Source organism: Thalassospira australica (assembly GCF_044790785.1).
Lineage (GTDB): Bacteria > Pseudomonadota > Alphaproteobacteria > Rhodospirillales > Thalassospiraceae > Thalassospira > Thalassospira australica_A.
Map to the genome: position 1 here is coordinate 2,098,877 of NZ_CP085258.1, position 23,543 is coordinate 2,122,419.

Below are 23,543 nucleotides of genomic sequence, written 5' to 3' on the forward strand. Positions count from 1 at the left end.
TCAAAAGTTCCGAATCGTTTGGGGCGGATTAATCCGCACGCTCCCCGTTTACGCCCAGACTTTTGAGTTTACGATGCAAGGCCGAACGCTCCATACCTACAAAACTCGCGGTTTTGGAAATATTCCCGCCAAAACGTTCGACCTGCGTTTGCAGATATTCCTTTTCAAACATCTCGCGGGCTTCACGTAACGGTAAAGCCATGATTTCGCTGGTTTTATCAAAATTCAGAGATACCGGCACATCTTCAAACAACTCGGATGGAAGCATTTTCCCGCTGATAATATCCGTACTGTCATCTGGCGCCATAATCATCAGGCGCTCGATCACATTTCGTAGTTGGCGGACGTTGCCCGGCCAGTCATAGGAATGCAATGCGGCCAATGCTTCGCCCGACAGCTTGCGTTTTGGCAAACCGGTTGCCTCGGCATAGCGGACAAGAAACCATTCAGCCAGATCCGGGATGTCATCCCGACGCTGCTGCAATGACGGAACCTGCAAAGGCACAACATTCAGGCGGTAATATAAATCCTGACGAAAACGCTGTTCGGCAATGCGTTCTTCGAGATCACGCGCAGTCGTGGCAACAACACGGACATCCACGCTAACCGGAACGGAACCACCCACACGTTCAAAGGTCTGCTCCTGCAAGACACGAACAATTTTCCCCTGTGTTTCCAAAGGCATATCAGCCACTTCATCAAGTAGCAGAGTACCGCCATGTGCAAGTTCAAGCACACCCGTCCGGGCTTCGCGATTGGCTGCGGCAACCGCACCAAAAAGGGATTCTTCCATTGTTTCGGGCGAAATATTTGCGCAATTCAGAACAACAAACGGCGCATCGGCACGTGCGGAGTTTTTGTGAATTAACCGTGCAACCACTTCCTTACCCGATCCGGCCGGACCTGAAATCAGGATACGGCTACCGGTACGCGCAACCCGGTCAATCGCCTGACGCAACCCGTTGATGACTGTCGAACTGCCGACAAGTTCAGTATCGCCCCCTGCCCGCATCGTCAGTTCGCGGTTTTCACGGCGCAGGCGCGCATCATCAATGGCCCGTTCGACCACCAGCAAAAGACGGTCCGTGTTGAACGGCTTTTCGATAAAATCATACGCACCGTTTCGCGATGCTTCGAGTGCGGTTTCGATATTTCCGTGCCCGGAAATCATGACAACCGGTACTTCGCTGTGTTCGCGCTTGATCAGCTTCAGCGTTTCGATGCCGTCGTGATCGCTTTCATCCATCCAGATATCAAGGATCACAAGACTCGGCCGACGAGCCGCAACCTCGGACAAAGCTTCCTGGCTCGAGCCTGCCTGTCGGGTTTTGTGTCCTTCGTCTTCCAGAATTCCGGCGATCAAAGCCCGGATATCTTCTTCATCATCGACGATCAGAATATCGTGCGCCATGTCGTGACCAATATGCCCGTATCTAAATATTGCTGATGAAACAACAGGATCAGTTGTTCAGGGAATTGCTGTCTGCAGTTTCTTCTGCAGTTATGTGCTTGCGAGAGGACGGAAATGCGAGCGTAACCGTTGCTCCGCTTTCGACACCGTCGGCGAGTATAAGCTCTCCGCCGTGGTCTTCCATGATTTTCTTGACGATTGCAAGGCCCAGACCAGTCCCTTTTGATCGTGTGGTCACATAAGGTTCCGTCAATCTTTCGCGATTTTCAACCGGCAACCCTTTACCATTATCCGAAACTGTGATGTAGACGCGTTGATTTTCAACAGAACGTGTTACAGAAATTTCAATATGACCCGCCGGAAGGTTAGCTGCATCTCCTTCGCGACCCTCAATTGCTTCTGCGGCGTTTTTAAGTGTATTGGTCAGGCATTGATTAACCTGACGCGCGTCGCACGAAACTTCGATGTCGCGGCCCGTTTTGGCGTCGAAATCATAAGTGATCTTGGTGTAGGCCTGTTTCTGTAGAAATACCGCATTTTTTACAAGATCAACAATCTTTTCAGATTTCATCTTGGGGGTAGGCATTCGGGCAAAGCTTGAAAACTCGTCCACCATGCGACCGATATCCCCGACCTGACGAATGATCGTATCCGTACAGGTTTTAAAGACTTCGGTATCGCTTTGAATTTCCTTAAGGTATCGACGCTTAAGACGTTCCGCAGAAAGCTGTATCGGTGTCAGCGGATTCTTGATTTCATGTGCAATGCGGCGCGCGACATCTGCCCATGCGGCCATACGCTGAGCAGTTTGAAGCTCCGTGACATCGTCAAAAGTCACGACATACCCAAAAATCGATCGGTCTTCCGCACGTTCAACCGTCACACGAGCCAAAAGCATGAGATTCAAGCCATCCCGCCGGATTTCGATCTGCCGAGATTTGCTTCGATCTCCCTCCTTGCTCAAATCCTCGAACAGTTCCGAAAATTCCGGGATAACCTCACAGATCGACCGTCCGATACATCCGTCAAGATCAATCCCCATCAGGTCAGATGCGCTTCGGTTTGGAAGATTAATACGACACTCGGCATCCAGCCCGATCACGCCGGCCGTAACACCGCCCAAAATAGCTTCGGTAAAACGTCGACGTTCATCATTCAGCCGATTGGCTGCAACCAGTTCGGTACGCTGAGTATCGAGCTGCGATGTCATACGGTTAAAAGCACGGCTTAACGCTTCAAGCTCGTCTTCCTGCCCGGCGAGGGGAACACGGAAGGTCAGATCACCGTCACGTACTTTTTCGGCACCAAGAATCAATTGGGAGATTGGCTCGACCAGTCGTGTTGCTACCATAAGCCCCAACGTGACCGCAGCGAGAAGCAGAACAACGGCAATCAGTACGAATATCATCACAAAAGTGATAACAATTCCCGATCGTTCGCCTTCCAGATTTTCATAGGCTGTTACAGCCTTCCGGGCCTTGTCTATACGCTCCAGGACATTGGGGTCGACAAACCGGCCAACCAGAAGATAACCGTCAATAAAACTATCGAGATGCGCCATTGCCCGAATTCGATTGTCGGTATTGCCAAGAAGCAACACGACATCGTTGTTTCGTGCACGATCATAGACTTCCGGTGGAATTGGCGACAAAACCGGATCGTAGGAAAAACTGTAATCGGACTGCGCGAGCACAGCACCGCTTCCGTCAATAATAACTGCCTCCGGCAAACCGCGCGCATCAGCCTGTGCGGTCAAAATCCTGTTGATCCGTTCCCGGTCGGTGGCAAAGTTAACGCCAAGACGCTGCAGGTCATTCGCGGTCGCGAGCACATCGGCGCGGATCAGTTCCTGATGCTCCTTAAGATAAGCCTCGGCAATGACCATGCTTTCTTCAACCGCCGTTCTGATACGGTCGCTAAACCAGCCCTGGATACCGAAATGCAGGAACAAGGCTGAAAAGATTGCAACAATAATTGCCGGCGTTACTGCGACAAGCGAGAACAGCAAGACCATTCTGGTATGCAGTTTGGCACCCGCAGTGCCACGCTTGCGTTCAACCCAGATTTCCACAAGCTTGCGCGCAACCAGTGTTGCAAGAGCCAGAACAAGAATAAGGTCAATGTTCAGTAGCAGGATGATCAGACGTGGATCGGGGCGCAAAGGAGCTGTTCCCGTCATCGCCAGATAAGTGGCGATCACCGATATAAGGCCAGCCACGACCAAGCCAATCGCGAATTTGCGCGATTGGCTAAGCCGAACCAGAAATCTGATAAACCAAGACTGCATCAGACGACTGGTGGTAGGTCGTCCGGCTTCGGTCATTTTGCGCCCCTGACGACTTCCAGTCCGAGGTCACGGATTTTTTTGCGCAAGGTGTTACGGTTAAGGCCTAACACTTCGGCAGCCTTGACCTGATTCCCACGCGTCGCTTCCAGCGTGACGGTCAGAAGCGGACGCTCCATTTCACGCAAAATGCGGTCATAAAGTCCGCTCGCTGGCAAATCCTCGTCATGGGCATCATAGTATTCACGAACGTGACGTTCTATCGATTCCGCAAGCGATTGCGACTCCCCAATCGGGGCGGCTTCGCTAATATTGTTTTCGGAAAACTCGGTTTCGATAACATCAACGCCGATCACGTCATGGGAATAAAGGGCCGTTAAACGGCGCACCATGTTTTCCAGTTCGCGGATGTTGCCAGGCCACCTATGTGCTTTCAAACGTGCCATGGCTTCCGATGACAACGTTTTGCGCGGAAGCCCCTCTTCGCTGGCCTGCATCAGAAAATGATTGACCAGTTCGGGAATATCTTCGAGCCGTTCACGCAGGGACGGTAGACGGATCGGTACAACATTCAAACGATAAAACAAATCTTCGCGGAATGTTCCTTCTCGGATCAGCTTGCGCAGATCACGGTGGGTTGCTGCGACAATACGCACGTTCACACGGATCGGCGTACGCCCACCCACGCGGGTATATTCTCCTTCCTGAAGGACGCGAAGCAACCTAGTTTGCGCTTCAAGTGGCATGTCACCGATTTCGTCCAGAAACAGCGTGCCGCCCTCGGCTTGCTCAAACCGGCCGACCTTGCGTTCATTGGCCCCGGTGAAAGCCCCCTTCTCATGGCCAAAAAGCTCGCTTTCGATCAGTTCTCGCGGAATTGCCGCCATATTTATGGCAACAAACGGCCCATGACGACGGCCACCATATTCATGAAGCGCACGAGCAACCAGTTCCTTGCCGGTACCGCTTTCACCCGTGACCATGACCGTCAGATCGGTATTCATTAGTCGGGCAAGGGCACGATAGATTTCCTGCATCGCGGACGAACGACCGATCAGCGGCAGGCGATCATCTCCTTCATCATCTGGCGACTTGGCATTATCAGTTGCCTGTGGCGCTTCAAGTGCACGATCAACAATGCTGATCAATTCATTCAGATCAAACGGTTTTGGTAGATATTCAAAAGCACCCCGCTGGGCGGCCTTAACCGCAGTCAGCAGAGTATTTTGCGCACTCATGACAATCACACGCAGGTCCGGACGAAGTTTGCGGATACGCGGCACCATATCAAGCCCATTTTCATCGGGCATCATGACATCCGTGATCACCAGATCGCCATCCCCATCGGCGATCCAGTCCCACAAGGTTCTTCCGTGACCGGTACTGCGCACCTCGTGACCCTGACGCGACAGAGCCTGCGTCAGTACGGTACGGATCGCGCGGTCATCATCAGCAACAAGAATTCTGGCCGGGCTCGGGCTCATACGGTTTCTTCCTTGTTCTTCATTATATTGCCCGCACTGACATCTTCGGCCAGCGTGCGGTTATAGATCGGCAGCATGATCTGAAATTCGGCACCGCCCCCCGGTGCGTCTTTCACTTCAATTACACCACCATGGTCATTGATAATCTTCGCTACCAACGCCAACCCCAGTCCGGAACCGGTTGGTTTGGTGGTCACAAACGGATCAAACAGGCTTTCACGCATATCAGGCGAAATACCTGGTCCATTGTCGCGTACCGATACGACCAAAGGCAAATGCACCCGCGCGTCCCCACCGGCAACGGCCAAACGAATGCCATGCTGATACCGCGTCGAGATAACAATATGGCCACCGTCATGGTCGACGGCCTCGCCAGCATTTTTAAGAAGATTCAGAAAGACCTGTATCAATTGATCCCGGTTGCCGAAAACCGGTGGCAATGATGGGTCGTAGATTTCTTCGAATGCCAGATGCTTGCCAAAGCCGTTTTCGGCGAGCCTTCGAACATGTTCAAGTACGGTATGAATGTTGACCGCACCGCGTTCCATCGGTTTATCGGAAAAGATTTCCATCCGATCAACGAGATCAACAATCCGGTCCGCCTCATCACAGATCAGGTGGGTCAGCACGCGGTCGTCTTCGTTCGATGTTTGCTCAAGCAATTGGGCCGCACCGCGAATACCCGATAGAGGGTTTTTGATCTCGTGCGCAAGGATCGCCGCCATAGCACTCACCGAACGTGCCGAGTTCCGGCTTAGCAGCTGATTATCAATCTTTTGGGCGATCGAACGCCGCTCAAACGTCAAGACAGCACAATCAGGTTCATCGGGCATCGAGCCGACAGTCAGATTGACGGTATGCTTACCAATCTTGGGGCTTTCAATCAGCAGGTTGTGATCGGCAACCAGTGTAGCCTCGTCGATGGCTTGACTGATAAGCGAGAAAACCGGGCTGTCGCCGGGAATGAAGTCCTTGAGGTTACTACGGCACAAGACGGAAGCGCTGGTATTGAACAGCTGTTCCGCCGCCTGATTGACAAAGCGGATCTTGCCATCCCTGTCAGAAACGACGACCGCGCTGGCAATTGCGTTAAGCACGCCAGTCGGATCTACCCCGTTCCCTTTGCCAAATCCAAGTCTCATTCAAAATTTCCCCGATAATTTGTCGATCTGATTATTGTTTTTCTCAGGCGGCAGCCTGTTTATCTACGGCTTCGATTAAAGGCTCATAGAACGACCTGATCTGATCCTTGACTTCGAAAGGATCGCTTAGTTCATTGATAACGCGCCGAAATTCTGTCGCATTGCGTAAACTGTTGCAGTACCAGGCCAGATGCTTTCTAGCGATCCGTACACCTTGCAGCCCATGATGATCGATCATCGCATCATAGTGACGCAGAATGGTTTCAAGCTGCACATCAAGAGATGGGGCCGCCAGTTTTTGCCCGGTTTTCAGATAATGCGACACTTGCGCCAGAAACCATGGACGCCCCTGTGCACCGCGTCCGACCATAACCCCGTCAGCACCGGAACGCTTTAGAAGTTCTGCCGCGTCTTCCTCGCAATGAACGTCACCATTGCCAATCACCGGAACAGCTACTGCCTGTTTAACCAGCGCAATCGCATCCCAATCCGCATCGCCCTTGTAAAACTGACAACGCGTGCGCCCGTGAATGGTCAACATTGCGATGCCGAGTTCCTCGGCAATTTTTGCCAATCTTGGCGCGTTAAGATTGTCATCATCCCACCCCAGACGCATCTTGAGCGTCACAGGTACCGAAACAGCGTTGACGGTTGCCTCGATAATATCGGCGGCAAGTTTCTCATCACGCATCAGGGCAGAACCGGCATACCCCTTTGTTACTTTCTTAGCGGGGCAGCCCATATTGATATCGATGATCATGGCACCACGATCTTCATTCATCTTTGCGGCAAGCGCCATTTCATCGGGCTCGGTCCCTGCAAGCTGAACGGAAAGCGGGCTTTCGGCTGCACAATCGCCGTGCATCTTGCGGACTTCCTTCTGATGACGCTGGATACGTGTCATCGCATCAGACGCAATCATTTCGGACACAACAAGATGTCCGCCAAACTGGCGTACCTGTTGACGAAAAGGAAGGTCAGTCACACCTGACATTGGTGCCAAAATTACATTCTCTGGCACATTTACAGAACCAATCTGCAAAGACATGAAGGAAATCCGATTGCCTAAAACTTGGGCAGATTAATGAAACTGGCGCGGTGTTGCAACAACTCTAAGCGAATTGTCAAATATAAGCCGTCTGGCAAGACAAACAGAAGGCAGGATAGACTGCTAATCAGCCGACCAGATATCCCGAAACGAACCGCACTCCCGGAAATGCCAGTGTCAGCAAAAGCCATGCGCCGAGGACAAAACGTACAGCCATACGGCCCCGCAAAGTCGATTTCTCATGAATGAATATCAGGATACAAATCACGGCAAAACCCAGCAATGTCAGAAGCATTTTGTGATCGATATAAAACAGCGACTGATCTTCGACTTGCCGCAAGGCAAAACCGGTAAAAATCCCGATGACCAATACCCATGCCGACCATTTCAGAAACCCGACCAGCATATATTCACTGTCGCGCAATGGCGGTAAACGACGGCTCCAGCGGGTTGGACGCCGGTTTTTAAGTGCGTGTTCCTGCACGACATAAGCCATGGCGGCAATGGCTGCCAATGTCACAAGTGCATAAGTCACAAGGGATGTGCCGATATGTACCCAAAGCCAGCCGGAATAAAGAACCGGTTCTGACACCGATGGTCCGGAAACTGGTTCAAAGACATTGAATGCCGCGGCAACCCCGCCAAACAGCAAAAGATATGCCCCGATATAACCGGCGAGCCGCCAAATCTGTTTGGGGCCCTTGCAAATGACAAGCCCACCAAAAATCAGAATTACGGACAGCTCGGACCAATGCAGGGCTGCTGTAAATCCGCGCGATTGCACCTCTTCGCCGGTTAAACCCAAAACAACTACCGTTCCGGCCGCCGCAATACAGATTGACGCGAACAGCCATATGTCACGTTGAGGATCGCGCCGCATGATTTGCGCGGTCAACGGCAGCAAACATAAAATATGTAGGGTGGCAGCTAGCATGTTCGGATCCGGCCTGAAGGCGTTTACATCACAAGAACGGGTAAATGGCGACTTGGCAAAGTCATCGCAGAAAGATAGCCTGCGGCGCAATTCAGACAAGTCACGGCATCACGTTTATGACCAAAAAAATCGCAGTTGTCATCGTTGCTGCAGGAAGCGGTAGCAGATTTGGCGACACGACACCAAAACAATATCATCTGCTTGGCGGAAAGACATTGTTGCGTCACTGCGTCGAGAGCTTTGCCCGACATGCGCCCACCGAACTGATCAGGATAGTTTACAATCCCGATCATCAGGAATGGTACGATAGCGCTGTCAAAGGATTATCGTTACGCCCCCCAATACCCGGAGGGTCAACAAGGCAACAATCCGTTCTGAACGGATTGCGTGCGCTGGAAAGTAAAAACCCGGACTATATCCTTATTCATGATGCCGCACGACCAGGCGTTTCTGGCGATGTTATTACACGTGTCATTGCCGCTCTGTCGGAGCATCAGGGAGCCATCCCGACCCTGCCCGTTCTGGATACTATCAAGCAAACCGGAAGCGGCGGAAAAATCGAACAGACCATTCCACGTGAACAGCTTCATCGCGCCCAGACGCCGCAGGGCTTTAGATTCAAAACAATCCTTGATGCGCATCGGCTGTTTGAAGGAAGAGAATTTACCGATGATGCTGCCCTTCTCGAACAGCTTGGCCATGACGTGGTCTGTGTAGAGGGCGCGGCAGAAAACGACAAGATTACGCGGCCCGACGATATGGGACGTGCTCGTGACTGGCTTAAAACTGATCCGGCGTTAGAGGAAGACACAAACATGATCCGTGAAGAATTCCGGACAGGCACGGGTTTTGACGTTCACCGTTTTGCCCCGGGTGATCATTGCATTCTGTGCGGCGTAAAAATCCCCCATTCGGCACGCCTTGACGGGCATTCCGATGCTGATGTAGGCCTGCACACCCTGACGGATGCATTGCTAGGCGCGATTGGTGCCGGGGATATCGGACAGCACTTTCCGCCATCAGATATGAAGTGGAAAGATGCGGCATCAGATCAGTTTGTGCATCATGCAGTTGATCTCATCCATGAATGCGGCGGTCGGATCGTCAATGCTGACATCACCCTGATTTGTGAACACCCCAAGATCGGACCTCATACCAGATCCATGCGCGAAAAGGTTGCTGAAATCCTTGGCATCGAGGTTGATCGGGTCAATGTTAAAGCAACAACGACAGAGCGCCTTGGCTTTACCGGACGCGAAGAAGGCATTGCCGCACAAGCCGCAGTCAGTATTGCCTTGCCTGTAAAATAGCAAGTTTCCGAGCTTGGAGCGGCAAAAATGGGCAGGGTTTTTATCCCGCCCACTTTGCTTGATGGATCAAGCGGCTGAAGAACCGCCCTCTTCTTCCGGCAACTGGTGCTTCATCAGGATCGGAACCTGCGCCATACCAAATAACATCGTCAATGGCATTATGCCCCACACCTTGAAGGCAACCCAGGTATCGGTCGAAAAATTACGCCAGACGATTTCATTGACCACGGCAAGAACAATAAAAAAGATGCTCCAACGCCAGGTCAGAATACGCCATCCCTCATCCGTCGCTTTGAAAGCACTTTCCAGAACCAGTTTCAGAAACAGCTTCCCCGCCATCAGACCGCCAAACAGGATAGAGGCAAACAGCATATTGACGATCGTCGGCTTGATTTTGATGAACAAATCATTGTCAAGGTACAGCGTTAACCCGCCAAACACGATGACGAAAACGCCTCCGATCAACGGCATTACCGGAATGGTTCGGGCGATCACGTAAGAGACCGCCAGCGAGACAACCGTTGCCGTCACGAAAACAGCTGTTGCCGTCATCAGATTGGTTGTCGCATTCACCGCGAAGAACAGGATCAGAGGGCCCATTTCAAGGGCAAGTTTTGTAAGCTGGTTCATTGGTCACTTCGTGAAATGTAAATTTCGGCCATCCTAGGGGCCAAGCACCGCCGATGCAATCAATTCGCGGCCGTTGTACCGCCAACCTGAGAACACAGCCAGTCGACATAGGGACCATTACCCCTTCCCAGTGGGATTTCAAGAATGCAGGGAACGTCGTATGGATGATGCTCGGTGATCCAACCGGCAAGCTGGGGCGCCGTATCCGATGTCGTTTTCAGAATAACGATTAACTCGTTTTCCTCTTCGATATCACCGTCCCATTCATAGATCGCCGTCATCTGCGGAAAGATGTTTGCACAAGCAGCCAGTCTCTCACGCACAGCTCCACCACCGATCAAACGCGCGATTTCCATGTCCGGTACTGTCACGTATAGAAATACCATGTCACTGCGATCAAAGGGCTTCGACGTCATCGTGATTGCTCCCCGGTTGATTATCCGTCACACTTGACTGCAATATATAGCTTGATCATCAGATAGTGCCACACAGGAACCTATTCAAATAATCCGGGGCGTTAAGACGGGGAAAAGCAGGTGAAACCGACACAAGTGCAACTCGATTGGTTACGCCGCGGCCTAAGCCAGCCAGGGGGCAAGCTTCCGCTCTTTGATACCAATGGCAAGCAAATCAGTGAGAAAACAGTTAAAAGCTGTATTGATCACGGGTGGGCAGCACCGTGGTTTGACAACCCGATAAAGCCGGACTGGCTGATCTGCAAACTGACAGACGAAGGTCGTCGGGTTGTTACCTCTGCTGCCGACAGGAAGACATGAGGTATAACCTTAGCCTGAACCGTTCAAACTGATCTGATCAGCATATCCAAGGGTATCAAGGTTTAGAACCCTTTGCCAATAGCGGTACTGGATCATGTGTTCATTTATCAGAAATACGACCGTATTCGTCGCCCTTATCTACATTTTGGCGCCTCACAGCGCCAAGGCATCTGATGCAAATCCCTGGGAAATATGGAGTCAGCCCGGTGTGCACGCGATGATGCGCCATGCCATTGCGCCAGGCACCGGCGATCCGGCAAACTTCGTCATTGGTGACTGCGAAACACAAAGAAATCTTGACGATACCGGTCGGAATCAAGCGCGTGCAACAGGCGAACGTATGCGTGAGATGGGCATTTCATTGGATTTCATTCTCAGCAGTCAATGGTGTCGCTGTTTGGAAACTGCCAATTTACTCGGACTTGGCCCCGTGACCGGGGAACCCGCATTGAATTCGTTTTTCCGTGATAGCAGCACCAAGAAAATACAGACAGATCAAATTATTGACCGACTTGGCGCCCTTCCCGAAGACAGCAATGTCCTGTTGATCACCCATCAGGTGAACATTACCGCATTAACCGGTGTTTATCCGAGATCAGGTGAAATAATCCTGATCCGCCTTGATGACAATGATGTCGTGAAAGTGCTTGCCCGACTGATGCCGTAGACACACACTAGAACAACTGAGTTCAAACCGAATTTTGAGGGAGAATAAATTGGTCGGAGCGAGAGGATTCGAACCTCCGACCCCCTGCACCCCATGCAGGTGCGCTACCAGGCTGCGCCACGCTCCGACCGTAAAAATGCGCTGTTTGGCGCGGCTCGATAAATAGCCGCGCAAGCCCAAAGACGCAAATGGTTTTTACGGATTTTTTTCAGCCTGCTGAAGGGCCGACCTGAGGATGCCTTGCAGTTCTTCCAATTCATCCAAAAGGTTTGTCAACACAGTTTTGTCTGCGATGCCCCCGATATTTTTTGCCGCGGCAGTATTCGGCATTTCAGCCGATGATAAATCTGTCGTTTCGGCAAGTGACGCAACTGCAACCTCGGATGGCAATTTGCCTTTGTGCTGATCAAGCAGCTTTTGTACGCCCTTGATCGTGTATCCCTGATCATGGAGCAGCGAACGAATATCAGCCAGCAGCACCAGATCTTCGGGACGATAATAACGACGTCCGCCTGCACGTTTCATCGGTTTGATTTGAGGAAACTTGGATTCCCAAAAACGCAGGACATGCTGTTGCAGGCCCAGTTCTTTTGCTGCTTCGCTAATAGTACGAAACGCAGAGTCAGACTTTGCTGTGCGGCGGTTATCCGCCACAGCCCCCAAGTTATTTTTCATGAGTTCAGTTCTTAAGCGTTAATGCGTGCTTTCAGCACTTGCGACGGCCGGAACACAAGAACCTTGCGCGGCAAGATCGGCACTTCTTCACCCGTCTTGGGATTGCGACCAATACGCTGTCCCTTCTGACGGACAGAAAAACTGCCAAACGAAGAAATCTTGACGACTTCGTCCTTGATCAAAGCAGAAGAAATTTCGTCGAGTACCGTTTCCAGCAACTGGGCGGACTCGTTACGCGACAAACCGACTTCCTGATAAACGGCTTCGGCGAGATCCGCGCGGGTAATCGTAGCTTCCGACATAACAGGCCGCCTCCTTAAAACGGGACTTTATACACAAGGCTATATCTGGTGGCGAAATCAGTCAATATCAACAGGATACATCGCTTTAAGGCAGAATGTTGTGTTTTTTAAGCAAATGCTTTGTTTTTGTCTGATATTGCACAGAAATTTCAGTTACCAGCGAAGCAGCGCAGCCCCCCATGTGAACCCGCCGCCCATCGCCTCCAGAATGACAATATCACCGCGCTTGATCCGGCCATCATGAACGGCTTCGGCCAGCGCCAAAGGAATCGACGCTGCGGACGTATTTGCGTGACGATCAACTGTAATGACGACCTTGTCCTCGGAAATACCGAATTTTCTGGCTGTACTGTCCAGAATACGGCGATTGGCCTGATGCGGCACCAACCAGTCGATGTCAGAGGCTTCCAGTCCGGTCTCAGCAAGAACCTCGCGGATAACACCGGCAAGGTTTGTCACCGCATGACGGAAGACTTCCTTTCCTTCCATCTGAAGATGCCCGACCGTCTGTGTTGATGACGGGCCACCATCAACATAAAGAAGTTCATATTTGCTGCCATCCGAATGCAGCCGACTTGCGAGAATCCCCTGATCCTCGACCGTGCCTTTGCCTTCAACGGCCTGAACAATAACGGCACCCGCTCCGTCCCCGAACAGAACGCATGTACGGCGGTCTTCCCAATCGAGAATGCGCGAAAATGTTTCGGCTCCGATCACGAGGACTGTCTTGGCCTGACCGTTGCGGATATACATATCCGCAGTAGTCAGGGCATAAACGAACCCGGAGCAAACGGCCTGCACATCAAAGGCAAATCCGACAACGCCAAGACGGTGCTGAACCTTGGTTGCCGTCGCGGGAAATGTATTATCGGGTGTCGCCGTTGCAACAATAATCATGTCGATATCTGCTGCGGTTACGCCTGCATGTTCCATCGCACGCGTCGCGGCAGCAAAAGCCAGATCGCTCGTGGTTTCACCTTCGGCAGCGATGTGACGCTGGCGAATACCGGTTCTTGCCACGATCCATTCATCAGACGTATCGACGCGCTTTGACAGCTCATCATTGGTTACGACAGTCGAAGGAAGATAGGAACCGCAACCAATAATGCGAGAACGAACAGTCATGATTTAAGAACCGCCAGTTTTAGTGGGAATGGTTGGGACAGTATCAGTCGGCCTGGCCAGCTGCGATGGCGATGGCTTCTTCATCAATCGGAGCCTTCGAAATAGCTTCTTCAAATGCCGCAAGTTCACTTTTGATGGTGTCGTTCAGCCGGTTGGCAATCAGGTCATGGCAAACGCCGATCGCATTGGAAAAGCCCAGTGCATCCGTACCACCGTGACTTTTGACAGCAATCCCATTCAGGCCAAGCAGCATCGCCCCATTATATCGGCGCGGGTCCATCCGTTCGCGGAATCGTTGCAATGAACGACGAGCAAGCAAATAGCCAACCTTTGCCCAGAATGAGCTTTTGAAAGTCTCGCGCAGAAAATGCACCAGCAGGCGTGCGGTACCTTCTGCGGTTTTCAGCGCGACATTACCGGTAAAACCGTCTGTGACAATCACATCGACCGTCCCTTTGGCAAGGTCATCGCCTTCAACAAACCCTTCGAAACGGATTGGAAGATCAATTTCCCGCAAAATTGCGGCCGCCTTTTTGACAGACTCGTTTCCTTTTAGTTCCTCAATTCCGACATTGAGCAAACCAACAGACGGCTTTTCAATGCCAAAAAGTATACGTGCGAAAACTTCCCCCATCAGTGCAAACTGCACGAGGTTGTTTTCATCACATTCAATATTGGCCCCCAGATCCAGCATGACTGTCTCGCCTCGCTGGGTTGGCATATAGGTCGCGATTGCCGGACGGTCGATGCCGCGAACCGTCTTGAGAACAAATTTTGCCATCGCCATCAGTGCGCCAGTATTCCCGGCGGATACGACCCCTTGAGCATCGCCTTCTTTCACGGCATTGATAGCAAGACGCATGCTGGAATCGCGCCGCTGCCGCAAGGCGACGGACGGCTTGTCATCCATCGTCACCTCCTGCGAGGCATGACGAACTTCACTGACAGCTTCAAGCCCCGGATATTTGGCGAGCAGCGGTTTAATCCGCGCTTCATCCCCAAACATCAAAAATTTAAGATGAGGCAACCGTTTCAGGGCAATTTCCGCACCCGCCACGACCATCTCGGGCGCGTGGTCTCCTCCCATCGCGTCAAGTGATATGCAGACCTGTTCAGGCAATGTATTCTCTTATGGTTGTTCTAAAACATCTGAACCGGAATTTACCAGCAGGCTTGCCAATCGGCGAAACTTGTCTTCGGCATGCCGGAACGCCCGTAATTACCGGAATTCTCAGCCAGATACAAGGTAAAGCCGATATGCAATCCAAAAGCCACTCTCGTCCGGCTTTCGGTCTGTATTTTCGGTCAAAAGCGTGAAATGCCGCTAAAGACCGGCATTTCTGCGACATCTTACATGACGAAACATGCAACCAGAATGGTTATCTAGTTTTTCTTCTCAAGTTGTTCCTTGAGGCCCGCCAGTTTTGCGAACGGATTTGGCCGCTCTTCTTCATCCCCTGCCGTAATCACCTCTGGCAGTTCGGCTCCATCTTTACGCGGATAAGGGTTCATGGCGACTGCAAGAAACTGCGAAACGACTTCACCAACGTCGATTTTTCCATCGACCAGTGGTTCGGGTTGATCAAGAAGTGCCATCAGTTCCTCTTCGGACAGATCATCAAGCTCATCAGGATCGGACGGTAAGTCATCTTCGGACACATGGGGTGAAAACAGAACTTCAACCTCATCATCGACGATCTCCGGAACCGGCTCCAAAGTTGCAACGCAGCGCTGAACGATATCGGCATGCATCGGGCCACGCAGCGTAACCTCGCCATTGCCCGCCGTCGTAATGGTCAGGTTTGCCTGCAAATTGTTGATTGCAATCAGCTCGAACCGTTTTGCAAGTGCAGCGCACTCTTTTTCGGTGGCTGCTATTTCAATCTTATTTTTTTTCCCGACCTGTTCCTCGATATTGACGATACGGGAAAATTCGGGCGTAATTTTATGCGCCATTGAGGGCCTCTTTCTATTCGGTTTTAACAACGGCGATTTCTGGAACTTCCGGAAAATCGACAACACCGCTGTGTAATTCGTGGGTTTGCTGACGATCAAGGCTTGCAAGCGCATCATTGATATAGCCAACCATGGCCATCAATTGCGCGTCACTAACCTCTGTATCGGCATAAAGATTGCGGTTGAGTGCTGCTGCCAGTTCTATTGCGCCCGACTGAACACCTTCTTCATAGGCGACAATGCGACCGTGGTATGATTCCGACATCTTACGTATCCGTTTCAGGATACCTACATCACCAATACCCATCTCGCGCATGTTTTGATCAAGATCAGAAAACATCACATCAAATATCTTCTGGGCGAGATCGCGACTGTCATTATCTTTTTTCAGACGGCGAAACAGAATAAAGGCATGCACCAGAATCAGGTCAAAACGGCCTTCCATTGTATCGGCAACACCAAGCCGTGCGTAGAACGCGGGTTCTCGCGCCTGCCCGACCATCTTGGCATAAAGCGCAAAGGCAGCACTTTGTTTGTGGTCCTTTTTCTTCAACCAGCCGAACAACAGCTACACTCCTTCGTTGACATTCCAGCCATGGCACGCAGAATGCCGTAAATTTCCCGGGGCGATACCGCCCCACCATTGCCCGGCAATATCATGCGCCCAGCGCTGAAACTCAAGGCAATTCCTTACTGATTTCAACTAGCGGATCGCTCTGGTGAGTTCCATGCATAAAAGAACAACACGCATTTCCCTTCTGATGCTGGCCGGACTGGCACTGGCAGTCGTCTCTGCCTGCAGCCCACGCATTGCTACACGTGGCAATGCTCCCGAACCGGAAGCGCTCGAACAAATCGTTGTCGGGGAATCGACAAAGGGCGATGTTACCGACCTCTTGGGATCGCCTTCAAGCGTTGCCGCATTTGATGAAAATGTCTGGCTTTATATTTCGCGCCGGACAGAAACAATTGCCTTCCTCAAACCCAAAATCGTCGAACAGAAGGTCGTTCTGATCAGTTTTGATGCAGCAAACCGGGTTGATATCCTTAGCGAATATGACCTTGAAGACGGCAAGCCCGTTATTCCGACTGACCGTATTACGCCAACCGCTGGCAAGGAAATCACCATCCTTCAACAGCTGTTTGGCAACCTTGGCCGCTTCAGCGAAACGCAATAGTCCTTAATATTTCTACAGCTCAGTATCAGAAATGGTCGAACCCGCCCTTTGCGAGTTCGGCTATTTTTTTATCTGCGCCGATCAAATCGACCTGTTCGACTTGATCGGTAACTTCACCTATGATTGTTACGTCGTCACCCAATGCCTTGATATCGGCGTGATCGGCACAAATCAGAAGTTCGTAGTCGTCGCCGCCGCCAAGGACTGATGCCCACAATGCAGGATCACCCTGTACCGCATTCATAGCTGCCTGTGACAACGGAATTCGTTCCTGATCAAAGATCATGCCAACACCGGATGCTGAACAAATTTTTCGGCAATCCCCAGCCAATCCGTCGGAAATATCCATGGCCGCGTAGCGCCCTGTGCCGACTGCGCACTTTATGCCGGTTTTCAAACGCGGTTGTGGCAACCAGTATCGCGAAGAAAGATAAGCACTATCCTCCTCGGTCAAACCGCCCAAACTGTCCTGTAAGACTTTTAAACCAAGAGCACCATCGCCTAAAGTGCCGGTAACGGCGATCACATCACCGGGCTTTGCCGCATCACGGCGCATGGCTCGGCCTGCAGGCACCGCACCGATTGCCGTTAGACTGAAGAATGTAGGGCCCGGAGTGCCGACGGTGTCTCCCCCCAGAAGCGGAGCATCAAAGGCTTCACAATCCTGGCCCAAACCATCTGCAAAAGTGGCAATCCAGTCTTCGGACAAATCACGGTTATAACCAGACGTCAACAAAACCCCCAAAGGGTGAGCACCCATGGCGGCAAGGTCCGAGAGATTGACACGCATAACTTTACGCGCAATATCGCCCGGATCATCCTGACTTCTGAAATGAACGTTGGATACCAAGGCATCGACCGTGATAACGATCTCGTGGCCCTCGGGCGGAGATAAAAGAGCCGCATCGTCCAAAAGGGACAATGCGGCTTTTGACTTTTGCGCGATAGGCGCAAAATGACGGGCGATCAGATCGAATTCTCCCGATCGCGTTGCCATATTATTTCTGCCCGGCTTCACCTGCGCGAAGCGTTTTGCCGATCCGATCAAGAACAGCATTCACAAGCTTCGGCTCGGTTTCGTCAAAGAACGAATGGGCCGCATCGACATATTCGGTGATCACAACACGCATAGGAACATCCTCGCGCATCATCAGCTCATAGGTCCCTGCCCGCAAAATACTGCGAAGAACGGTTTCCAAACGCTTGGATGTCCAGCCTTTTTCCAAGGCGGAGTCGATCAACCCGTCAAGATCGGCCGTACGCGCGGTAACCCCCTGAACCAGATCGGCAAAAAAGCCGCGATCCGGATCAATCAGGTTGTCATTCGGCTCGTCAAGATCGCGGATACCGTCGCCATCGAGGCGGAAGTCAGAGTATTCGCGCACGACGTCACCCGCCGAAAGCTGTGAAAGTTCGGCCTGATAAAGCGCCTGAATGGCGGCAAAACGCGCGGCACTGCGTCGTTGGGCGGCTGATGCCTTGGGTTTATCGGTCATTACTTGTGATGTATTCCAAAATGGTTTTGAACTTCGATCATACGCAGAACAGCACGGGCAGCCTCGCCCCCCTTGTTCTTCTGATCGGCCTTCGCACGTGCAAGTGCCTGGGCTTCATTTTCAACAGTCAGGATGCCGTTGCCGATCGCCAGACGGTAATCAAGGCAAAGCTGCATCAAAGCACGGTTGGCTTCTTCGCAGATGTGATCGTAATGCGTGGTTTCACCGCGGATAACACATCCAAGAGCAAGATAACCATCATAACGCGGGCCCGTTGCAAGGTCAGCCATTGACTGTACGGCATAGCGGATTGCTATCGGAACTTCGAAGGCACCGGAAACAGAAAGCCGGTCCCAGGTCGCACCACCAGCCTCCAGAGTCGATGCAGCCCCTTTGACCAGATCTTCGACGATATGGGTGTAGTATGGCGCATCAACGATCAGGATGTGCGGACCGTTACTCATGTTTTATTCCTCCGAGACGACAAGCGGACGCTGATCAACCAGATTTAGACCGAACCCGTCAAGTCCTACGATGTGTCTTTTGGTGTTTGACAGCAAAATCATGTCGCGAATGCCCAAATCCAGCAAAATTTGTGCCCCCACACCATAATCGCGTAAATCAGAGTCGCCAGCGGTTTTTGCGATTTCCTGACGAAGTGCCTCGCCATCGCCGCCATGCCGTTCGATCAGTTTCGCAATCGAGGACGAAAGCGTATTGGGTCGCGGTTCGCGAATTAAAACAATCACGCCGCGCCCCTCTTTGCCAATCTGCCTCATGGCGGCCTGCAATTCGCCACCGTGGCTTCCCTGACGGTCGCCAAGTACATCTTCAAGAACATTTAGGGCATGTACACGTGTAAGAACCGGTGCGCCGTCGGAAATATCACCTTTCACAAGCGCGATATGTTCCGCATAGGTAATATTGTTGACATAAAGATTAAGCTCAAACTCGCCACCATGCAGCGAATTGATTCTGGTCGTCGCCTTGCGCTGAACGACTTTTTCGTGCTTCCGACGATAGCGGATCAAATCAGCAATCTGCGCGATTTTCAAATTATGCTTTTTGGCAAATTCGACAAGTTCCGGCAAACGCGCCATTTCACCGCTTTCGCTCATGATCTCGCAGATCACACCGGACGGGTTAAGCCCTGCCAGCCGGGAAATATCAACCGATGCCTCGGTATGCCCGGCACGGACCAGAACACCACCCGGACGCGCACGAAGCGGAAAGATGTGTCCGGGGGTCACGATATCATCCGCAGTTGATTTTGTATCAATCGCCACAGAAATCGTTCTGGCTCTGTCCGGGGCTGAAATCCCGGTCGTGACGCCGGTTGCGGCCTCTATCGAAACCGTAAATGCCGTTTCATGCCGTGTACCGTTTCGCGCACTCATCAAAGGCAGGCCAAGATGATCGCAACGTTCGGATTCCAGCGTCAGACAAATAAGTCCGCGCCCATGGGTTGCCATGAAGTTCACGGCATCAGGGGTCGCCATCTGCGCAGGAATAACCAGATCGCCCTCGTTCTCTCGATCCTCGTCGTCGACAAGGATGAACATCCGGCCGTTACGGGCTTCTTCTATAACGTCTTCAATCGGCGAAAGGTGACGATGTGGCATGACTTTTCAATCCTTCCCCAGCATGCGCGCGACATAACGCGCCAGCATATCTATCTCGAAATTGATCCGATCGCCCGGATGCTTCGATCCCAGCGTCGTATGCGTCTGGGTATGGGGTATCAGATTGATACCAAAAGTGTTTCCGTCAACCTCATTAACCGTCAAAGAAACACCTTCGAGCGTGACCGAGCCCTTTGACGCAATATATTTCGCAAAATCCCCGGGTACTTCGAATGTCAGACGCAGGGAATCCCCTTCCGAAAGGCGCTTCGTGAGAATTGCAACACCGTCGACATGACCTGAAACAATGTGGCCGCCCAACTCGTCACCAACCCGGGTTGCCTGTTCCAGATTGACCTGTGACCCAACATCAAGATCGCCCATCGTCGTTTTACTCAGACTTTCGGCAGATGCTTCGATGGCAAACCAGTCTGCCCCAGTTTCAATCACGGTCATGCAGGCGCCATTGCAGGAAATCGACGCACCCAGAACTATTTTGGAAGTATCGAAGCCTGTCGTGAATTCAAACCGTGTATCGCCGCGCTTTTCAATTTTGCGAACGGTACCGATATCTGTGATGATGCCTGTGAACATTCAATTAATCCGTTATTTTCTCGTAGGTTGTCACGATATCCTCGCCCACCTCGCGAACAGAAACACGCCGGAACCGCGATATAACTGACAGGCGATCAAAACCAAGATCCGCAATCATTGCCTTTCCATCCGCCCCTATAATGGACGGTGCGCTGAAATGGACAATGTGATCAACCAGATTATCCCGTACCAGACTGGCGGCAAGAATACCGCCACTTTCGACCAGCACCCGGGTCACCCCCTGTTTGCCCAAACATTTCATCACGTCATTTAGGTCGAAATGATCATTCTCGCATCTGGCAGAAACTACTTTCACACCGGTTTCTGCAAATTTTTCAGAAACTTCGCGCAACAGTGCGTCTGTTGTCACCACCCAGGTGGGAACATTATTGGCACTTGTTACCATATTCGCGGACAGGGGCACCTCACCTTTGCGATCCAGAATGATACGAACAGGTGATTGTTCAAATCGACCGGCGATACGGCATGTCAGGGTTGGGTTATCCGCCAAGACGGTACTCGCACCGACAAGGATCGCGTCATGATTGGCACGCAGGAGATGACCGTGCTCGCGTGCAAGTCTGCCGGTGATCCATTTGCTTTCTCCGGATTGTGTCGCTGATCGGCCATCCATGGTCGATGCAAGTTTCAGCGTTACCATCGGACGCCCGAATAAAATGCGCGACAGAAAACCGGAATTGATGCGACTTGCTTCGTCGCTATAAAGCCCAACATCGACAATAATGCCTGCATCACGCAACATATCATGGCCGCGTCCCGAGACACGATCATCCGGGTCTTCAAGGGCACTGACAACGCGTTTAACACCGGCTTCGATCAGGCCCACGGCACAAGGTGGCGATACGCCGAAATGACTACAGGGTTCGAGGGTGACATAAGCTGTTGCATTGCGCGCTTTATCGCCAGCCTCATCCAGTGCAACACGTTCCGCGTGGGGGCGTCCACCCGGTTTGGTGAAACCACGCCCCACAATCGTTCCCTGGGGCGAAATCAGGACGCACCCAACAGACGGGTTGGGCCAGACATTTCCCAGACCGCGTTTTGACAGGCTTAGAGCGACCCGCATGAAATGCCGGTCATCATCTGAAAACGCGGGGGTTGTCATTACTCTGCGTCCGCCTCTTCTTCCCCATCATGCATGTTTTCCACGAACTGTTCGAAGTCGCGGGCTTCACGGAAGTTTTTATACACCGAAGCATAACGGACATAAGCAACCTGATCGAGTGCGATCAACGCCCCCATCACCATTTCACCGATTGTGTCGGTTGAAATGTCGCTTTCGCCACTGCTTTCGAGGCGACGCTGAATACCGTTTAGCGCCTTCTCTACGCGTTCATCCTCAATCGGACGTTTGCGGCAAGCCAGAAAGATTGATCGCGCCAGCTTGTCACGATCAAACAATTCGCGTTGCCCGTCCTTTTTCACCACCATCAATTCACGGAGCTGAACACGTTCAAACGTCGTGAAACGCGATCCGCAGGCCGGGCAAAACCGGCGCCGGCGAATGGCGTGATGTTCCTCGGTCGGACGGGAGTCCTTGACCTGGGTGTCGGTATGGCCACAGAACGGGCAACGCATTGTTTCTACTCGCTCCTAAAGCGATCAGGCGTAGATCGGGAAGCGTTTGCACAGGTCCTCGACCTTGGTGCGAACAGCGTTTTCAACCTGGGTATTGCCATCAGGATTGTCGACAAGCGCATCAAGCACGTCACCGATCAATTCACCGATCTGTCTGAATTCCTCAACTCCGAAACCACGCGTAGTGCCTGCTGGCGTGCCCAACCGAACGCCGGAGGTAATGGTCGGTTTTTCGGTATCAAAGGGGATGCCATTCTTGTTGCAGGTGATCCCTGCACGCTCAAGTGCGACTTCCGCGTTGTTGCCTTTAAGCCCCTTGGGACGCAGGTCGACCAGCATCAGGTGCGTATCGGTGCCGCCAGTTACGATATCGAAACCGCGCTTTACCAGAACTTCGGCCAAGGCCTTGGCATTGTCGACAACCTGCTGCGCATATTCCTTGAATTCCGGACGCAATGCTTCGCCAAAAGCAACTGCCTTGGCCGCGATGACATGCATCAACGGGCCGCCCTGCAGGCCCGGGAAAACCGCCGAATTGATCTTTTTGCCGATTTCAACATTGTTCGACAGGATCATGCCGCCGCGCGGACCGCGAAGGGTTTTATGCGTGGTGGTGGTGACAACATCTGCATAAGGAAGCGGGCTTGGGTGGACGCCACCGGCAACCAGACCGGCAAAATGCGCCATATCAACCATAAGCAACGCACCAACCTTGTCGGCAATTGCACGGAAACGCTTGAAATCGATCTGGCGCGGAATGGCCGAGCCGCCAGCAATAATCAGGGCCGGTTTGTGTTCGATAGCCAATGCCTCGACCTGATCGTAGTCAAGGGTCAGATCATCTTCGCGCACACCATACTGAATGGCATTGAACCATTTCCCCGAAAGCGCCGGACGTGCGCCATGGGTCAGGTGCCCACCCGCATCCAGCGACATACCAAGGATGGTATCACCCGGTTTGCAAAGGGCGAGCATAACAGCACCATTTGCCTGTGCGCCGGAATGCGGTTGCACGTTGACAAATTCACATCCAAACAGTTCTTTTGCACGATTAATCGCCAGTTCTTCGGCGACGTCAACAAACTCGCAGCCACCATAATAACGGCGCGACGGGTACCCTTCTGCGTACTTGTTGGTCAGAACTGTTCCCTGTGCCTCGATAACAGCCTTGGAAACAATGTTCTCAGAGGCAATCATTTCGATCTGGTTCTGCTGACGATCCAGTTCATCGGTCACCGATTTGAACAGTGCCGGATCAGCTTCTGACAAGCTGGTAGAGAAAAAGCCTTTAAACGACATTATGGGGCCTC

General features: G+C 52.1%; 26 protein-coding genes and 1 tRNA gene. 4 read left to right on the forward strand and 23 right to left on the reverse strand.

Annotation, left to right across the window (positions count from 1 at the left end; all coding sequences use genetic code 11):
* Positions 1-28: 28 nt before the first annotated feature.
* The 6 genes from LG297_RS10055 to LG297_RS10080 all read right to left on the reverse strand — a co-directional run bounded on the left by LG297_RS10055 (position 29) and on the right by LG297_RS10080 (position 8,303).
* Positions 29-1,411 (reverse strand): sigma-54-dependent transcriptional regulator, encoded by a 1,383-nt coding sequence (locus LG297_RS10055; RefSeq protein WP_404426769.1) that lies wholly within the window; start codon positions 1,409-1,411, stop codon positions 29-31.
* Between the two features lie 49 nt (positions 1,412-1,460).
* Complete coding sequence (locus tag LG297_RS10060) at positions 1,461-3,734, reverse strand: ATP-binding protein (protein ID WP_404426770.1); 2,274 nt, start codon at positions 3,732-3,734, stop codon at positions 1,461-1,463.
* Complete coding sequence (ntrC, locus tag LG297_RS10065) at positions 3,731-5,179, reverse strand: nitrogen regulation protein NR(I) (RefSeq protein ID WP_404426771.1); 1,449 nt, start codon at positions 5,177-5,179, stop codon at positions 3,731-3,733. Before ntrC ends, LG297_RS10060 begins: the two co-directional genes overlap by 4 nt.
* The gene (locus LG297_RS10070; RefSeq protein ID WP_404426772.1) at positions 5,176-6,321 is read right to left on the reverse strand and encodes a nitrogen regulation protein NR(II); all 1,146 of its coding nucleotides are present in this window, start codon (positions 6,319-6,321) and stop codon (positions 5,176-5,178) included. Before LG297_RS10070 ends, ntrC begins: the two co-directional genes overlap by 4 nt.
* A gap of 43 nt (positions 6,322-6,364) precedes the next feature.
* Entirely contained in the window at positions 6,365-7,369 is a 1,005-nt protein-coding gene (dusB, locus tag LG297_RS10075; protein WP_404426773.1) for a tRNA dihydrouridine synthase DusB, read from the reverse strand.
* 127 nt (positions 7,370-7,496) lie between these two features.
* Positions 7,497-8,303 (reverse strand): inner membrane protein YpjD, encoded by an 807-nt coding sequence (locus tag LG297_RS10080; RefSeq protein ID WP_404426774.1) that lies wholly within the window; start codon positions 8,301-8,303, stop codon positions 7,497-7,499.
* Positions 8,304-8,419: 116 nt separating this feature from the next.
* Between LG297_RS10080 and LG297_RS10085 the strand changes: the two genes are divergently transcribed.
* Positions 8,420-9,613 carry a bifunctional 2-C-methyl-D-erythritol 4-phosphate cytidylyltransferase/2-C-methyl-D-erythritol 2,4-cyclodiphosphate synthase gene (locus LG297_RS10085; protein ID WP_404426775.1) on the forward strand — a complete coding sequence of 398 codons (1,194 nt, stop codon included), beginning with the start codon at positions 8,420-8,422 and terminating at the stop codon, positions 9,611-9,613.
* 66 nt (positions 9,614-9,679) lie between these two features.
* Here the strand turns inward: LG297_RS10085 and LG297_RS10090 are convergent, their stop codons facing one another.
* Positions 9,680-10,243 carry a septation protein A gene (locus LG297_RS10090; RefSeq protein WP_404426776.1) on the reverse strand — a complete coding sequence of 188 codons (564 nt, stop codon included), beginning with the start codon at positions 10,241-10,243 and terminating at the stop codon, positions 9,680-9,682.
* Between the two features lie 59 nt (positions 10,244-10,302).
* Positions 10,303-10,659, reverse strand: a complete 357-nt coding sequence (gene cutA, locus LG297_RS10095) for a divalent-cation tolerance protein CutA (protein WP_404426777.1) — start codon at positions 10,657-10,659, stop codon at positions 10,303-10,305.
* 120 nt (positions 10,660-10,779) lie between these two features.
* Between cutA and LG297_RS10100 the strand changes: the two genes are divergently transcribed.
* Together LG297_RS10100 and LG297_RS10105 are read left to right on the forward strand one after the other, a co-directional pair.
* Positions 10,780-11,019, forward strand: coding sequence for a hypothetical protein (locus LG297_RS10100; protein WP_404426778.1), 240 nt, complete (start codon positions 10,780-10,782; stop codon positions 11,017-11,019).
* Positions 11,020-11,113: 94 nt separating this feature from the next.
* Entirely contained in the window at positions 11,114-11,686 is a 573-nt protein-coding gene (locus tag LG297_RS10105; protein ID WP_404426779.1) for a histidine phosphatase family protein, read from the forward strand.
* A 50-nt stretch (positions 11,687-11,736) separates the two neighbouring features.
* On the opposite strand, the gene LG297_RS10110 is transcribed toward LG297_RS10105, so the two are convergent.
* From LG297_RS10110 to LG297_RS10140, 7 genes are all read right to left on the reverse strand, one after another.
* Positions 11,737-11,813: transfer RNA gene (locus LG297_RS10110), tRNA-Pro, on the reverse strand.
* A gap of 68 nt (positions 11,814-11,881) precedes the next feature.
* Positions 11,882-12,361 carry a MerR family transcriptional regulator gene (locus tag LG297_RS10115; protein WP_404426780.1) on the reverse strand — a complete coding sequence of 160 codons (480 nt, stop codon included), beginning with the start codon at positions 12,359-12,361 and terminating at the stop codon, positions 11,882-11,884.
* An 11-nt stretch (positions 12,362-12,372) separates the two neighbouring features.
* The gene (locus LG297_RS10120; RefSeq protein ID WP_007089542.1) at positions 12,373-12,663 is read right to left on the reverse strand and encodes an integration host factor subunit alpha; all 291 of its coding nucleotides are present in this window, start codon (positions 12,661-12,663) and stop codon (positions 12,373-12,375) included.
* Positions 12,664-12,816: 153 nt separating this feature from the next.
* Positions 12,817-13,788, reverse strand: coding sequence for a beta-ketoacyl-ACP synthase III (locus LG297_RS10125; protein WP_404426781.1), 972 nt, complete (start codon positions 13,786-13,788; stop codon positions 12,817-12,819).
* Between the two features lie 43 nt (positions 13,789-13,831).
* On the reverse strand, positions 13,832-14,908 hold the full coding sequence (plsX, locus tag LG297_RS10130; RefSeq protein WP_404426782.1) for a phosphate acyltransferase PlsX: 1,077 nt from the start codon (positions 14,906-14,908) through the stop codon (positions 13,832-13,834).
* Positions 14,909-15,171: 263 nt separating this feature from the next.
* Positions 15,172-15,744, reverse strand: a complete 573-nt coding sequence (locus LG297_RS10135; protein ID WP_404426783.1) for a YceD family protein — start codon at positions 15,742-15,744, stop codon at positions 15,172-15,174.
* Between the two features lie 13 nt (positions 15,745-15,757).
* Complete coding sequence (locus tag LG297_RS10140) at positions 15,758-16,309, reverse strand: ubiquinol-cytochrome C chaperone family protein (protein ID WP_404426784.1); 552 nt, start codon at positions 16,307-16,309, stop codon at positions 15,758-15,760.
* Positions 16,310-16,472: 163 nt separating this feature from the next.
* Between LG297_RS10140 and LG297_RS10145 the strand changes: the two genes are divergently transcribed.
* Complete coding sequence (locus LG297_RS10145; RefSeq protein WP_404426785.1) at positions 16,473-16,922, forward strand: outer membrane protein assembly factor BamE; 450 nt, start codon at positions 16,473-16,475, stop codon at positions 16,920-16,922.
* Positions 16,923-16,947: 25 nt separating this feature from the next.
* On the opposite strand, the gene thiL is transcribed toward LG297_RS10145, so the two are convergent.
* The 8 genes from thiL to glyA are packed head-to-tail and all read right to left on the reverse strand — an operon-like array spanning position 16,948 to position 23,532.
* Positions 16,948-17,979, reverse strand: coding sequence for a thiamine-phosphate kinase (gene thiL / locus LG297_RS10150; protein WP_404426786.1), 1,032 nt, complete (start codon positions 17,977-17,979; stop codon positions 16,948-16,950).
* Positions 17,921-18,418, reverse strand: coding sequence for a transcription antitermination factor NusB (gene nusB / locus LG297_RS10155; RefSeq protein ID WP_404426787.1), 498 nt, complete (start codon positions 18,416-18,418; stop codon positions 17,921-17,923). Before nusB ends, thiL begins: the two co-directional genes overlap by 59 nt.
* Complete coding sequence (gene ribH / locus LG297_RS10160; protein WP_062948783.1) at positions 18,418-18,882, reverse strand: 6,7-dimethyl-8-ribityllumazine synthase; 465 nt, start codon at positions 18,880-18,882, stop codon at positions 18,418-18,420. Before ribH ends, nusB begins: the two co-directional genes overlap by 1 nt.
* Before the next feature lie 3 nt (positions 18,883-18,885).
* Complete coding sequence (gene ribB / locus LG297_RS10165) at positions 18,886-20,040, reverse strand: 3,4-dihydroxy-2-butanone-4-phosphate synthase (protein WP_404426788.1); 1,155 nt, start codon at positions 20,038-20,040, stop codon at positions 18,886-18,888.
* A 6-nt stretch (positions 20,041-20,046) separates the two neighbouring features.
* On the reverse strand, positions 20,047-20,634 hold the full coding sequence (locus LG297_RS10170; protein ID WP_404426789.1) for a riboflavin synthase: 588 nt from the start codon (positions 20,632-20,634) through the stop codon (positions 20,047-20,049).
* Positions 20,635-20,638: 4 nt separating this feature from the next.
* Positions 20,639-21,760: a bifunctional diaminohydroxyphosphoribosylaminopyrimidine deaminase/5-amino-6-(5-phosphoribosylamino)uracil reductase RibD gene (gene ribD, locus LG297_RS10175; protein ID WP_404426790.1), complete on the reverse strand. Its 1,122-nt coding sequence runs from the start codon at positions 21,758-21,760 to the stop codon at positions 20,639-20,641.
* Complete coding sequence (gene nrdR, locus LG297_RS10180; RefSeq protein WP_114121945.1) at positions 21,760-22,233, reverse strand: transcriptional regulator NrdR; 474 nt, start codon at positions 22,231-22,233, stop codon at positions 21,760-21,762. Before nrdR ends, ribD begins: the two co-directional genes overlap by 1 nt.
* 24 nt (positions 22,234-22,257) lie before the next feature.
* On the reverse strand, positions 22,258-23,532 hold the full coding sequence (gene glyA / locus LG297_RS10185) for a serine hydroxymethyltransferase (protein ID WP_404426791.1): 1,275 nt from the start codon (positions 23,530-23,532) through the stop codon (positions 22,258-22,260).
* Positions 23,533-23,543: the final 11 nt, after the last annotated feature.